Source organism: Haloprofundus sp. MHR1 (assembly GCF_005155585.1).
Lineage (GTDB): Archaea > Halobacteriota > Halobacteria > Halobacteriales > Haloferacaceae > Haloprofundus > Haloprofundus halophilus.
The window spans coordinates 2834049-2847191 of record NZ_CP039833.1 but is presented as its reverse complement, the minus strand read 5'-3'; the positions used below and the strand labels follow the sequence as shown (position 1 = coordinate 2847191).

The 13143-nt window shown below is 67.8% G+C and carries 14 protein-coding genes; 13 read left to right on the top strand and 1 reads right to left on the bottom strand.

Annotated elements, in window-relative coordinates:
- The first annotated feature begins 352 nt into the window (after positions 1–352).
- The 10 genes from ilvB (at position 353) to FCF25_RS15735 (ending at position 9775) form a co-directional block, all read left to right on the top strand.
- Positions 353–2113 (top strand): biosynthetic-type acetolactate synthase large subunit, encoded by a 1761-nt coding sequence (gene ilvB / locus FCF25_RS14440; RefSeq protein WP_137049182.1) that lies wholly within the window; start codon positions 353–355, stop codon positions 2111–2113.
- Positions 2110–2859 (top strand): acetolactate synthase small subunit, encoded by a 750-nt coding sequence (gene ilvN / locus FCF25_RS14435; RefSeq protein WP_137049181.1) that lies wholly within the window; start codon positions 2110–2112, stop codon positions 2857–2859. The genes ilvB and ilvN overlap by 4 nt, the downstream gene beginning before the upstream one ends.
- Complete coding sequence (ilvC, locus tag FCF25_RS14430) at positions 2856–3914, top strand: ketol-acid reductoisomerase (RefSeq protein ID WP_137049180.1); 1059 nt, start codon at positions 2856–2858, stop codon at positions 3912–3914. The genes ilvN and ilvC overlap by 4 nt, the downstream gene beginning before the upstream one ends.
- Positions 3911–4213, top strand: coding sequence for a hypothetical protein (locus FCF25_RS14425; protein ID WP_137049179.1), 303 nt, complete (start codon positions 3911–3913; stop codon positions 4211–4213). The genes ilvC and FCF25_RS14425 overlap by 4 nt, the downstream gene beginning before the upstream one ends.
- The gene (gene leuC / locus FCF25_RS14420) at positions 4206–5627 is read left to right on the top strand and encodes a 3-isopropylmalate dehydratase large subunit (protein WP_137049178.1); all 1422 of its coding nucleotides are present in this window, start codon (positions 4206–4208) and stop codon (positions 5625–5627) included. The genes FCF25_RS14425 and leuC overlap by 8 nt, the downstream gene beginning before the upstream one ends.
- Entirely contained in the window at positions 5624–6253 is a 630-nt protein-coding gene (leuD, locus tag FCF25_RS14415) for a 3-isopropylmalate dehydratase small subunit (RefSeq protein WP_137049177.1), read from the top strand. Before leuC ends, leuD begins: the two co-directional genes overlap by 4 nt.
- Positions 6246–7229, top strand: a complete 984-nt coding sequence (gene leuB, locus FCF25_RS14410; protein ID WP_137049176.1) for a 3-isopropylmalate dehydrogenase — start codon at positions 6246–6248, stop codon at positions 7227–7229. Before leuD ends, leuB begins: the two co-directional genes overlap by 8 nt.
- A gap of 280 nt (positions 7230–7509) precedes the next feature.
- Positions 7510–7815: a phosphocarrier protein HPr gene (ptsH1, locus tag FCF25_RS14405; protein ID WP_117591169.1), complete on the top strand. Its 306-nt coding sequence runs from the start codon at positions 7510–7512 to the stop codon at positions 7813–7815.
- A 7-nt stretch (positions 7816–7822) separates the two neighbouring features.
- A complete protein-coding gene (ptsP, locus tag FCF25_RS14400) occupies positions 7823–9529 on the top strand; it encodes a phosphoenolpyruvate--protein phosphotransferase (RefSeq protein WP_137049175.1) in 1707 nt (568 codons plus the stop codon).
- Between the two features lie 96 nt (positions 9530–9625).
- Positions 9626–9775 (top strand): hypothetical protein, encoded by a 150-nt coding sequence (locus FCF25_RS15735; RefSeq protein ID WP_168191266.1) that lies wholly within the window; start codon positions 9626–9628, stop codon positions 9773–9775.
- Between the two features lie 37 nt (positions 9776–9812).
- Here the strand turns inward: FCF25_RS15735 and FCF25_RS14395 are convergent, their stop codons facing one another.
- Positions 9813–10259 carry a DUF5799 family protein gene (locus FCF25_RS14395; RefSeq protein WP_117591171.1) on the bottom strand — a complete coding sequence of 149 codons (447 nt, stop codon included), beginning with the start codon at positions 10257–10259 and terminating at the stop codon, positions 9813–9815.
- Between the two features lie 175 nt (positions 10260–10434).
- On the opposite strand from FCF25_RS14395, the gene FCF25_RS14390 reads away from it, so the two are divergent.
- The 3 genes from FCF25_RS14390 (at position 10435) to FCF25_RS14380 (ending at position 13072) form a co-directional block, all read left to right on the top strand.
- Entirely contained in the window at positions 10435–11697 is a 1263-nt protein-coding gene (locus FCF25_RS14390) for an HAD family hydrolase (protein WP_137049174.1), read from the top strand.
- Positions 11698–11767: 70 nt separating this feature from the next.
- Positions 11768–12151, top strand: coding sequence for a hypothetical protein (locus tag FCF25_RS15820; protein ID WP_198665622.1), 384 nt, complete (start codon positions 11768–11770; stop codon positions 12149–12151).
- Between the two features lie 342 nt (positions 12152–12493).
- Positions 12494–13072, top strand: a complete 579-nt coding sequence (locus FCF25_RS14380; protein ID WP_117591173.1) for a hypothetical protein — start codon at positions 12494–12496, stop codon at positions 13070–13072.
- Positions 13073–13143: the final 71 nt, after the last annotated feature.

The window sequence follows — 13143 nt, the reverse complement described above, 5'->3', positions numbered from 1 at the left end:
AGGAACTCCCGTCCCGTGCGAACGCGACCCGTTCGGGCAACGTTTGCACGGCGCGAAAGGGTTTTTACCCACCGGTGATACGGAGCGAACGAGATGCGACAGTCAGTGACGCGCCGCACGTCCGCGACGGCTCCCGAGCCGTCGCTGCGCGGCGAGGCTGTCCTCGGTTCGCTCATTATTGTAGGGGCCGCCTAGCCCCTCACCACCCCTTCTTCCGACTCCGTTTCGCACCGTTTTCGAGAGCGAGCCGCGCGACCGGTTCGCGCGCTCCGCGACACCAAGCCACACGCACACCACCGATGCGACCGCACCGACCAACCACACACGACGCAGACCAGAGAGGAGGGACAGCATGAGCGAACAACAGACCACCCCCGCCACCGACGAGAGAACCGAGGACGACCGGACGGCCGAGACGACGCAGACGCCGATCACGACCGGCGCGTCGTCGGCCGTCCGCGCGCTCGAGAACGCGGGCGTCGAAACCGCCTTCGGCGTGCAGGGCGGCGCGATAATGCCCATCTACGACGCGCTGTACGACTCGGACATCCACCACGTGACGATGGCGCACGAGCAGGGCGCGGCGCACGCCGCCGACGCCTACGGCGTCGTTCGAGGTGAACCGGGCGTCTGCCTCGCAACCTCGGGGCCGGGCGCGACGAACCTCGTCACCGGCATCGCCGACGCCGACATGGATTCCGACGCGATGCTCGCGCTGACGGGACAGGTGCCGTCGACGATGGTCGGCTCCGACGCGTTCCAGGAGACCGACACCACCGGCGTCACCGCGCCCATCACGAAACACAACTACTTCGCCAGCGACGCCGACACCGTCGGCGACACGGTGGGCGAAGCGTTCGCGCTCGCCGCGGAGGGGCGACCGGGGCCGACGCTGGTCGACCTGCCGAAGGACACGACGATGGCCGAGACCGACCGCGAACCCGGTCCGGCCAGGCCGCCGGAGACGACGACGCCCCCGACGGAGGCCGACGCCGAATCGGTCGAAGCGGCCGCCGCCGCCATCGAGCGCGCGGAGAAACCGCTCCTCCTGTTCGGCGGCGGCGTCGTCAAGGCCAACGCCACCGAGGAGGCTCGGGCGTTCGCCGTCGACAACGGGATTCCCGTGGTGACGACGATGCCCGCCATCGGCTCGATGCCGGAGGACCACGAGCTCTGCCTGTCGTGGGCGGGGATGCACGGCACCGGCTACGCGAACATGGCGGTCACCCACTGCGACCTGCTCGTCGCCGTCGGCTGCCGGTTCGACGACCGCCTCACCGGCGGCGTCGACACCTTCGCCCCCGAGGCCGAGGTCGTCCACGTCGACGTCGACGAGGCCGAAATCTCGAAGAACGTCCACGCGGACTACCCGGTCGTCGGCGACGCGAAGGCCGTCCTCGACCAACTGGCCGGGGAAGTCGGCCAAGCGCCCGACGCCCGCGAGTGGCGACAGCAGTGCCAGACGTGGAAAGAGGAGTATCCGCTGGCGTACAAAACCCCCGAGGACGAGCCGCTGAAACCGCAGTTCGTCGTCGAGGCGTTGGACGAGGCGACGTCCGACGACACCATCGTCACCACCGGCGTCGGCCAGCACCAGATGTGGGCCGCGCAGTTCTGGACGTTCACGAACCCGCGCACGTGGGTCTCCTCGCACGGCCTCGGCACGATGGGCTACGGGCTGCCCGCGGCCATCGGCGCGAAACTCGCCGCACCCGACCGGGACGTGGTCTGCGTCGACGGCGACGGCTCCTTCCTGATGACGATTCAGGAACTCTCCGTGGCCGTCCGCGAGGAACTCGACATCACCGTCGCCGTCCTGAACAACGAGTACATCGGGATGGTCCGCCAGTGGCAGGACGCGTTCTTCGAGGGCCGCCGGATGGCCGCCGAGTACGACTGGTGTCCGGACTTCGCCAAACTCGCCGAGGCGTTCGGCGCGCGCGGTTTCAGCGCCGAGAACTACGACGAGGCCGCCGACGCCATCGAGAACGCGCTCGCCTACGACGGGCCGTCGGTCGTCGACTTCCGCGTCGACCCGGCGGAGAACGTCTACCCGATGGTCGCCAGCGGCGGTGCAAACGGCAAGTTCGCGCTCTCGGAGGACCAGCTATGAGCGGCGAGGACTCGACGGACGCTCCGGAGTTCGAAACCGAGAGCGGATACGAACTCGACGGACCCGGCATGCCCGGTCCCGCTCCAGACGAGCGTCCCCACCCGGAGGGCCGACGCAACACCCACGGCGTCCGAATCGACCCGGAGGCGGAGGCGAAGCCGCGACACCGGACGGCGGTCGTCTCGGCTCTGGTCGAACACGAACCGGGCGTGCTCTCGCGCGTCTCGGGACTGTTCTCCCGGCGGCAGTTCAACATCGAGAGCCTCACCGTCGGGAAGACGACCGTCGACGGCCACGCGCGAATCACGCTCGTGGTCGAGGAGACCGACGCCGGCATCGACCAGGTCAAAAAGCAGCTGGCGAAGCTCAAACCCGTCATCCAGGTCGGCGAACTCGACGACGACGCCGTGCGCGCCGAACTGGTCCTGCTGAAAGTTCGGGGCGACGAACCCGACAAGGTCCACGCCATCACCCAGATGTACGAGGGCCAGACGCTCGACGCCGGCCCGCGCACCATCACGGTCCAGATCACGGGCGACCAGCAGAAGATAGACGACGCCGTCGACGCGTTCCGACAGTTCGGCATCATCGAGATCGCGCGGACGGGACAGACGGCGCTCGCCCGCGGCGACACGCCGACGACGCCCGGCGAGGAGCCGGGGCACTCCACCGAGCCGAAAGACTCGACGTATCGCGACGAAACCGACGACGACGACGACGAAAACCAACTGACACACCAACCATGACAGACGAACTCGACGCGACGATCTACTACGACGACGACGCAGACGCAACGTACCTCGACGGCAAGACGGTCGCCGTACTCGGCTACGGCAGCCAGGGCCACGCCCACGCGCAGAACCTCGCCGACAGCGGGGTCGACGTGGTCGTCGGGCTGCGCGAGGACTCGGCCTCCCGCGCCGCTGCGAGAGACGACGGCCTGGAGGTAGCGACGCCCGTGGAGGCGGCCGCCGCCGCCGACGTCGTCTCCGTACTGGTACCCGACACGGTCCAGCCGTCGGTGTACGAGGCCATCGAGGACGAACTCGAACCCGGCGACACGCTGCAGTTCGCCCACGGGTTCAACATCCACTACAACCAGATTCAGCCCTCCGAGGACATCGACGTGACGATGGTCGCGCCGAAGTCGCCGGGCCACCTCGTCCGCCGCAACTACCAGGCCGACCAGGGCACGCCCGGTCTCGTCGCCATCTACCAGGACACGACCGGCGACGCGAAAGGCGAGGCGCTGGCGTACGCGAAGGCTATCGGCTGCACTCGCGCGGGCGTCGTCGAGACGACGTTCCGCGAGGAGACCGAGACCGACCTGTTCGGCGAGCAGGCGGTGCTGTGCGGCGGCGTCACCTCGCTGGTGAAGACGGGTTACGAGACGCTCGTCGACGCGGGCTACAGCCCCGAGATGGCGTACTTCGAGTGCCTCAACGAGCTCAAACTCATCGTCGACCTGATGTACGAGGACGGGCTCGGCGGGATGTGGGACTCGGTCTCCGACACCGCCGAGTTCGGCGGTCTCACCCGCGGCGACGTCGTCGTCGACGACCACGCCCGCGAGCGGATGGAGGAGGTGCTCGAACAGGTCCAGAACGGGACGTTCGCCCGCGAGTGGATCGTCGAGAACCAGGCCGGCCGCCCGAGCTACGAGCAACTGCGCGAGTCCGAGAAGAACCACGACATCGAGGCCGTCGGCGAGGAACTGCGCGGCCTGTTCGCGTGGGCGGAGGAGGAACAGAGCGAGACGACGGACGAGGACGAAGACGAGAAATCGCGAGTGAGAGCATGAGCGAACGAAACCGACGAAGCGGACGAAACCAGAGCACGACCGAGAAACGGACGATGGCCGACGTGAGCCACACGCATCCGACCACGCGCGAGACGTTCGGCGCGGTGTTCCAGCGCGGACCGGCGATGGCCGACGGCGGTGCGAAAGACCGAACGGGTCGACGGGGCGAGACGATGCGCGACGTGGACCACACGCCCCGACACGGCGAGGACGTCTCGGAGGTGTGGGCGCGCGGCGGCAACGAGCGACAGACCGTACGCGACGCGCGACGGAGCGAGGGTGAACCGGTAGATGAGTGAGGGCACGCTGTACGACAAGGTGTGGGACCACCACGCCGTCGCCGAACTACCGACCGGCCAGACCCAACTGTTCGTCGGCCTCCACCTCATCCACGAGGTGACGAGTCCGCAGGCGTTTGGCATGCTGCGCGAGCGCGACATGGAGGTCGCCTACCCCGAACTGACCCACGCGACGGTCGACCACATCGTCCCCACGGCGGACCAGTCGCGCCCCTACGGCGACGCCGCCGCCGAGGAGATGATGGCGGAACTGGAGGAGAACGTCCGCGAGGCGGGCATCGACTTCTCCGACCCGACGAGCGGCGACCAGGGTATCGTCCACGTCATCGGCCCGGAACAGGGCATCACTCAGCCCGGCAAGACCATCGTCTGCGGCGACTCCCACACCTCGACGCACGGCGCCTTTGGAGCATTGGCGTTCGGCATCGGCACCAGCCAGATTCGAGACGTGCTCGCCACCGGCTGCGTGGCGATGGAGAAGCAGAAGGTGCGGAAGATAGAGGTCACCGGCGAACTCTCCGAGGGCGTCGAGGCCAAGGACGTCATCCTCGAAGTCATCCGCCGCCTCGGCACCGACGGCGGCGTCGGCTACGTCTACGAGTACGCGGGCGAGGCCGTCGAGAGCCTCGACATGGAGGGCCGGATGAGCATCTGCAACATGTCCATCGAGGGCGGCGCGCGCGCGGGCTACGTCAACCCCGACGAGACCACCTACGAGTGGCTCGAAGCGACCGACGAGTTCGCCGACGACCCCGAGAAGTTCGAGCGACTGAAGCCGTACTGGGAGTCGATTCGTTCCGACGACGACGCCGAGTACGACGACGTGGTCGTCGTCGACGGCGACGAACTCGAACCGGTCGTCACGTGGGGCACCACGCCCGGTCAGGGCGTCGGCGTCACCCAGCCGATTCCCGCGCCCGAAGAGCTACCCGAGGAGAAGCGGGAGACCGCGAGAATGTCGCAGGAGCACATGGGCGTCGAACCCGGCGACACGATGGAGGGCTACGAGATTGACGTCGCCTTCCTCGGGTCGTGTACGAACGCCCGCCTGCCCGACCTGCGCCGCGCGGCGAAAATCGTCGAGGGGCGGCAGGTCCACCCCGACGTCCGCGCGATGGTCGTCCCCGGCAGTCAGCGCGTCCAAGAACGAGCCGAGGAGGAGGGACTCGCCGACGTGTTCCGCGAGGCCGGCTTCGACTGGCGCAACGCCGGTTGCTCGATGTGTCTCGGTATGAACGAGGACCAACTGGAGGGCGACGAAGCCTGCGCGTCCTCGTCGAACCGGAACTTCATCGGCCGGCAGGGAAGCAAAGACGGCCGGACGGTTCTGATGAACCCGCAGATGGTCGCCGCGGCGGCGCTCGAAGGGAGAGTTACCGACGTGCGGAACCTCTCGGAGGTGACGACGGTATGAGCGCCGATGCAGCGGACGGACCGGCCGACACCGTCCGGCACGTCTCCGGCGCGGGCGTCCCCGTCCACGGCAACGACATCGACACCGACCAGATAATTCCGGCGCGCTTCATGAAGGTCGTCACGTTCGACGGCCTCGGGCAGTTCTCCTTCTTCGACCAGCGGTTTGGCGACGACGACGAGGAGAAGGACCACCCGTTCAACGAGGACCGCTTCCGCGACTCCTCGGTCCTCGTCGTCAACGCCAACTTCGGCTGTGGCTCCTCCCGCGAGCACGCCCCGCAGGCGCTGATGCGCTGGGGTATCGACGCCATCGTCGGCGAGTCGTTCGCCGAGATTTTCGCGGGCAACTGTCTCGCGCTCGGTATCCCGACGGTCACCGCCGACTCCGAGACCATCGCCGACCTACAGGCGTGGGTCGACGAGAACCCCGACGGCGACATTGACGTCGACGTCGAAGCGGAGACGGTGACCTACGGCGGCAACGAGGTCGCAGTCGACGTCGACGACGCCCAGCGGAAGGCGCTCGTCGAGGGCGTCTGGGACACCACCGCGTTGATGAAGTCGAACAGGAACGCCGTACAGGAGACGGCCGACTCGCTGCCGTACGTGGAGACGGATGACTGAGCAGATAGTCGTCATCCCCGGCGACGGCATCGGTCAGGAGGTCGTCCCGGCGGCCGTCCGCGTGCTCGACGAGGTCGGCGAGTTCGAGTTCGTCGAAGCCGAGGCGGGCGACCGCGTGAAGGAGGAGACCGGCGAGGCGCTGCCCGAGGAGACGTACGACCTCGTCGCCTCGGCGGACGCGACGCTGTTCGGCGCGGCGGGCGAGACGGCCGCGGACGTCATCCTCCCGCTCCGGAGAGCGGTCGACTCGTTCGTCAACGTCCGCCCGGCGAAGGCGCACCCCGGCGTCGACGCGCTCCGCCCGGAGACCGACCTCGTGTTCCTCAGAGAGAACACCGAGGGCGTCTACGCGGGCCACGAGGACCGCCTCAGCGACGACCTCTCGACGCTCACCCGGGTCGTCACCGACTCCGCCTCGCGGCGACTCGCCGAGTACGCCTGCGAGTTCGTCTCTACGGGCGAGTACGACGACAGCGGCTTCACCGTCGCTCACAAAGCGAACGTGATGCGCGAGACGGACGGTCGGTTCCGCGAGGCCGTTCTCTCGGTCGCCGACGAACGCGGCGTCGACACTGACGAGGTGCTGATGGACGCGTTCGCGACGCGGGTCTGTCTCGACCCGACGCAGTTCGGCGTCGTCGTCTGTCCCAATCTGGCGGGCGACGTGCTCTCGGACCTCGCGGCCGGACTCGTCGGCGGGCTCGGACTGCTGCCGTCGGCGAACGTCGGCCCCGAGCGCGCGCTCTTCGAACCGGTCCACGGAACCGCGCCCGACATCGCGGGCGAGGGCGTCGCCAACCCGGCGGCGACGCTGTTCTCGTCGGCGATGCTGCTCGAACACCTGGGCTACGACGAGGCCGGGACGAACGTCCGGTCGGCCGTCGAGTCCGTCCTCGAAGACGGCCCGCGGACGCCCGACCTCGGCGGCGACGCGTCCACCGAGGACGTGACGAGCGCCGTCGTCGAACAGCTCTGAGGCCACCCGTTCGGTCCGCTCGTCGGACGGCCCCGAGCCACCCACGCGCCGGACAGCCCCAAACCACCCACGCGCCGAACGGTTCAGAGATGTCCACGGTCACGACCGGTCTCTTTCTCGACACGACCGACCAAAAGTAGCTTTCGCTGCGCGCCGTACACACTGGCATGAGTCGAGACCACATCGACGACATCGAGCGGCTCCCGTCCGCGGAACCAACATCCGACGAGCGAACCGGCGGCGGAGACGCCCGGCCGACAGGCGAGGAGGCGACGGCGTGATGGAGCGAACCGTCACCATCGTCCCCGAGGCGGGACTGCACGCGCGTCCGGCCTCGAAGTTCGTGCAGACGGCGAACGAGTACGACGCCGAGGTGACGATAGAGAAAATCGACGGCGACGGCGGACCGGTGAACGCCGCCAGCATGCTCTCGGTGACGAGCCTCAACGCGGCCCACGGCGACGAGGTGCGACTCGCCGCGGAGGGCGACGATGCCGAGGCGGCGCTCGACGCGCTCGAAGAGATACTGTCGACCCCTGAAGCCGGCGACGACGGGGACGACGGGAACGACGGGGACGGGGAGTGACCGCCCCGTGAGCGAACGAACGCTCTCCGGCGTCGGCGCGACGCCGCTGTCGGGCGTCGGCACCGTCGTCTGGTACCGCCCCGGCGAGGCGCTCGAACTCGACGACCCGCCGGAACCGGACGCCGTCGACCCGGCGACCGAGCGCGAGCGCTTCGAGGCGGCCAGAGACGCCGCCCGCGACGAACTGGAGGCCGAGCGCGAACGCGCCCGCGAGCGGGTCGGCGACGAGGAGGCCGCTATCTTCGACGCGCACCTCCAGTTTCTCGACGACCCCCAGATCGGCGACGCCGTCGGGAACGAACTCGACGGCGGGCTCCCGGCCGAACACGCCGTCCGCGAGGGCTTCGCCGGCCCCATCGAGCAGTTCGAGGGGATGGAAGGCCGGATGGCCGAGCGCGCCGACGACCTCCGCGACATCCGCGACAGACTCCTTCGCCTGCTCGTCGGCGGCGAGCGGACCGACCTCTCGGCGCTGCCCGAGGGGAGCGTCGTCTTCGCCGAGCGGCTCACGCCGAGCGACACGGCGCAGCTCGACCCCGAGGTCGTCTCGGGGTTCGTCACCGCTACGGGAGGGAGAACGTCGCACGCGGCCATCTTCGCGCGGTCGCTCGCGCTACCCGCCGTCGTCGGCGTCGGCGACGACCTGTTCGCGGTCGAGGAAGGCACGGAAGTCGTCGTCGACGGCGACACCGGCGACGTGGTTCTCGACCCGAGCGAGGAGACGCGCGCGGCGGCCGCCGACACCGACCGCGCGGAGGTTCGCCGCGAACCGGTGGCGACGACCGACGGCAAATCCGTCGAGGTGGCGGCGAACGTCGGCCAACCCGCCGAACTGGAAGGCGCGGTCGAGCAGGGAGCCGACGGTATCGGCCTCTACCGGACCGAGTTCCTCTTTCTCGAACGCGAGTCGTCGCCGGACGAGGAGGAGCAGTACGAGGCGTACGTCGAGGCGCTGGACGCCTTCCCCGACGGCCGGGTCGTCGTCCGGACGCTCGACGTCGGCGGCGACAAACCCATCCCGTATCTCGAACTGCCCGAGGAGGAGAACCCGTTCCTCGGCGAGCGCGGCATCCGGCGCTCGCTCGGCGTCGACGCCGACCTCTTCGAGACGCAACTGCGCGCGCTCCTTCGGGCGGCCGCAGACGGCGCGGGCGACCTGGCGGTGATGGTGCCGATGGTCGCCACCGTCGAGGAGTTCGAGCAAGCGCGCGAGAGGCTCGACTCGGTCGCCGCCGACCTCGAAAGCGAGGGGATCGACGGCGAGACCCCGGAGTTCGGCCTGATGATAGAGACGCCGTCGGCGGCGTTCATGGCCGACGAGTTCGCCGCCCGAGCGGACTTTCTCTCCATCGGGACGAACGACCTCACGCAGTACGTGATGGCGGCCTCTCGCGGGAACGAACGCGTCTCGGAACTGCACGACCCGCAACACCCGCCTGTGCTTCGCGCCATCGCGCGGACGGTCGAGGGCGCGGAGGGAACCGACGCGTGGGTCGGCATGTGCGGCGAGATGGCTGGCGACCCCGACCTCACGGAACTACTCGTCGGCCTCGGTCTCGACGAACTGAGTATGAGCGCCGTCACGATTCCGGAGGTGAAGGCGAACGTCGCCGAGACGGACCGTGAGTCGGCCGGGGAACTCGCGGCGCGGACGCTCCGGGCGAGCACCAAGCGCGACGTCGAACGGCTGCTGGACGACGAGACAGCGGACTGAGTTCCGTCGACGGCACCGTCGTTTCGGAGGCGATTTTCCCTCGGTTCCGCTCACCGTGGGCCGATGCTTATACCCGTGGCCCGTGAAGATGCGACCATGCCCGAGATTCACCTCGACGACGAAACCGTCAGCCGACTCGACAGCCTCCGCGAGGAGGACGAGGAGTACGACGAGATAGTCAACGAACTCATCAACATCTACGAAGCGGGCGAACTGACGCTGTTCCACGGCGGCGACGAGATCTGAGGCCTCCGTCCCGCTTCCGTTCGCGCGTTCGGACCCCTCACTCCTGGTAGGCGACGCGGACCTGCTGCCACTTTCCCTTCTGTTCGAGATGCGACTGTAGCTCGTCGGCGTACTCCTGGGTGAGCCGCTCGGCGCGTTCGAGTTTCTCCTGGTCGACACCGCCGCCGCCGCTCCCGAGTCCCAGTGCACCCTTTATCGAGTCGACGATGCCGCCACCGCCGCGGTTGCTCCGCTCGGGCGCGCCGCCCATCGACTGCATCTGCGAGCGGACGTTCTCCAGTTCGGGGATTATCTGCGGGACTTTCTCGGTGTTGGCGACGATGCGCGCGTTCTCGGGGTCGTCGGCGTTCTCGATTTCGAACTCGGTAGCGGTCATGACGAGTCCCCACTCCTGGCTCGTGAACGCCGAGTCCCGAATCCGCTGGTTGAACTCCCTGTCGACGGTCATCCGCTCGCCGACGATGCTGTCGGTCCAGTTCTGCATGCCCGACGTTTGGCACACCGCGAGTATCAGCGTTGTGTCCCGCCGCGAACCCGCCGGTTAGGAGCGCATCGGCGACGCGAACGCGCAGGGTTCACTACTCTCTCCCCGTGCGACGACGGTTTCGTCGGGGCGCGCTCGTCGTCGCGCTTATCACGCCGGCACACCCTCTCCGAGTATGGAACGGTACGACCTGCTGTATCGACTGTACGACGAGTTCGACACGAAGACGCTGCGGGAGTACCAGAACTTCGTCGACGTGTTCCCGCCGGTCGACTCCCGGGTCGCCCTCGACCACTGGCAGGACGCCAACGACGAACTGGAGGAGCGAAAAGACGAGATTCGGTCGGCGTTCGCGATGGGTGCGACGTACGCCGAAGTCGCCGCGCGGGCGAGCAGAGAGCAGGCGTTTACGGCCCTCGACCTTCACTCGAAGTACGACCGGGCAGTGAACGCGCTGGTGTTGGATGTCGACGAGACGCTTCGCTCGGCGGGGCGCACCGACAACGAGATCCCGCGCGACACGCTGCACATGCTCACCGAGTTCCACGACGCCGGCGTGCCCATCGTCATCTGCACCGGCCAGACGCTGGAGAACGTCAAGGGGTTCGCGATTCAGGGTCTCGGCAACGAACTCGTCCACTCCGGCAACGTGAGCATCGTCTACGAGGCCGGAACCGGCGTGTTCACGCCGGGCCACGGTTCCGACACCAAGCGGTTGCTGTACGAGGACCTCGACCCCGAGATTCAGTCGGTGTTCGCCGAGATTCGCTCGCGGGTGCTGCCCGACGCCGACGACGAACTCCGGCGGTCGGTCCACCTGCAGGGCAACGAGTTCAACGTCACGCTCAAGCCGAATTTCGAGACCGGGAGCAAGCGGGCCGCGGCGGTCATCGACGAGGGGCTCGTCTACCTGCTCGACTTGGTCGGCGAGGCAGTCGTCAACTCGTTGGACGCCGACGAGGGCGAACTGGGGGAGCCCGACCGCGGCCCGTCGTGGGCGCGGGCGTACTACGGGGACGCGGACAACGAGATCCGCGAGGTGCTCGAATCCGAACACGCCGCTCCCGAACTGTCGGTCGACGCCGTCCCCGAGGCCGTCGCCGCCCGGTTCGACCGAATCGACGTGGCGTACTACCACGCCGACGCCGCGGAAGTCGGGTCGCTCGAACTGAACAAGGCCGCGGGCGTCGAGTCCGCGCTCGACGTGCTCGGCGTCGACGACCCGTTCGTTCTGGTGATGGGCGACAGCAAATCCGACCTCAGAGTGATGCGGTGGGCCGCCGACGCCGACGCCGGACTCGCCGCCGCCCCGGACCACTCCTCGCGCGATGTGCTCGCGCACGTGATGGACACCGACGAACTCGTCTTCGACCGAGGGCGCTCGGCGGAGATGCTCCAGACGATATTCGTCCTCAACCTCCTGGCGAAACTGGAGTGAACGAGTCCTCGGACGAGAGTTTCACGGGCGTCGAAAGTACTATGTTCTCAACACGTATTCTGACAGGACGATGCGACTGCTCCCGTTCGCGTCGGCGTCCGCACTGGGTGACCGTCTCTCGCTCTCGGAGACACCGTTCGACGAACGGGAGTTCACGAATCTCTGGTTTCTCGCCGCCCTCGGCTACGGCGTCGGCGACACCGTCACCACCATCGCGCTCATGGGCTACAGTCCGACCACCGTCGAGGGCAATCCGGTTCTCAGATGGGCCGTCACCGAGTTCGGCCAGAGCGGCCTCGTCGGGCTGAAACTCGTCGCGTTCCTCGCGTGTCTCGCGCTCAGCCTCGACGCTGCTCGGGACGGAGACAGACTCTGGTACTACGCGCCGCCCATCGCGCTGACGCTCGTCGGGGCGTTCACCACCGTCTACAACGTTCGATTGATGCTCGGCTGAACACTGGAGGTCACCAGCACCGCGTTCGGACCCGGCACTCCAATTCCTGCTACCGATTTGCTGAGAGTTCGTCGTTGCGCGGGCGTTCGACCGCGTCCGGTCGTCCCGTGACGCCTCACGCTGCCCCGGGTACGAGGAGCGTCCGTTTACGAGCCGGACTGGGCGTCCACAACGTCGTTCAGAAGCCCGTTCGATACACTCTGCGGGCTCTACTGGCCCACCGAGATACCCCATATGCCGACCCAGATTCGGGCTGTGTTGCCGCAAAGAACCGGGGTCCGAACACTCACCTCTAGATACTGGTCGCAGATTTTAAATATCATCCAAATTGACTACTCTGCGATGGGTGTCACCGAAGTAGACGAAAACGAGCTCACACTGTCTCGGGAGGAGGCGTTCGAGACGTTGAGCAATCGGCGTCGACGATACGCGATACACGCGCTCCTCCAGGAAGACGCGCCGGTCGAACTCGGCGAACTCTCGCGGCAGGTCGCGGCGTGGGAGACGGGTCAGTCGCCGTCTGCGGTCTCCTCCGAGGAGCGTCGGCGAGTGTACAACGCCTTACAGCAGTCGCATCTCCCGAAGATGCACGACGTCGGCGTCGTCGAGTACGACCGCGACCGGGGAATCATCTCGACGACGACGGAGGCGTCGAATCTCCACGTGTATCTCGAAATAGTCCCCGGAAACGACATCCCCTGGAGCGTTTACTATCTGCTCTTGGGCGCGTTCTCGCTCTCGTTCGCCGGCGCGGTCGTCGGCGGTCTCCCGCCGTTCGGCGCGATACCGTCGCTCGTCGGCGCGCTCGTCCCCGGGTTACTGTTGGTCGCGTCGGCGGCGGTTCACACGCTCCACAGCCGGCGACAGCGCCTCGGTCGCGACGGGTTACCGCCGGAGCTCCGGCACCAGGATAACGAGTAAGGCCGGCCGACTGTCAGTTTCGAATCGACGAAAATCAGCGTCGGTCTCGCGTTCGGTTTTCGGCGCGTCCT

Excerpts from the sequence above, each read along its gene's own strand:
- FCF25_RS14390 (WP_137049174.1), top strand. The coding sequence starts at position 10,435 with ATGGAACGGTACGACCTGCTGTATCGACTGTACGACGAGTTCGACACG.
- FCF25_RS15820 (WP_198665622.1), top strand. The coding sequence starts at position 11,768 with ATGCGACTGCTCCCGTTCGCGTCGGCGTCCGCACTGGGTGACCGTCTC.
- ilvC (WP_137049180.1), top strand. The coding sequence starts at position 2,856 with ATGACAGACGAACTCGACGCGACGATCTACTACGACGACGACGCAGAC.
- leuD (WP_137049177.1), top strand. The coding sequence starts at position 5,624 with ATGAGCGCCGATGCAGCGGACGGACCGGCCGACACCGTCCGGCACGTC.
- leuB (WP_137049176.1), top strand. The coding sequence starts at position 6,246 with ATGACTGAGCAGATAGTCGTCATCCCCGGCGACGGCATCGGTCAGGAG.
- leuC (WP_137049178.1), top strand. The coding sequence starts at position 4,206 with ATGAGTGAGGGCACGCTGTACGACAAGGTGTGGGACCACCACGCCGTC.
- ptsH1 (WP_117591169.1), top strand. The coding sequence starts at position 7,510 with ATGGAGCGAACCGTCACCATCGTCCCCGAGGCGGGACTGCACGCGCGT.
- FCF25_RS14425 (WP_137049179.1), top strand. The coding sequence starts at position 3,911 with ATGAGCGAACGAAACCGACGAAGCGGACGAAACCAGAGCACGACCGAG.
- FCF25_RS14380 (WP_117591173.1), top strand. The coding sequence starts at position 12,494 with ATGGGTGTCACCGAAGTAGACGAAAACGAGCTCACACTGTCTCGGGAG.
- ilvB (WP_137049182.1), top strand. The coding sequence starts at position 353 with ATGAGCGAACAACAGACCACCCCCGCCACCGACGAGAGAACCGAGGAC.
- ilvN (WP_137049181.1), top strand. The coding sequence starts at position 2,110 with ATGAGCGGCGAGGACTCGACGGACGCTCCGGAGTTCGAAACCGAGAGC.
- FCF25_RS15735 (WP_168191266.1), top strand. The coding sequence starts at position 9,626 with ATGCCCGAGATTCACCTCGACGACGAAACCGTCAGCCGACTCGACAGC.
- FCF25_RS14395 (WP_117591171.1), bottom strand. The coding sequence starts at position 10,259 with ATGCAGAACTGGACCGACAGCATCGTCGGCGAGCGGATGACCGTCGAC.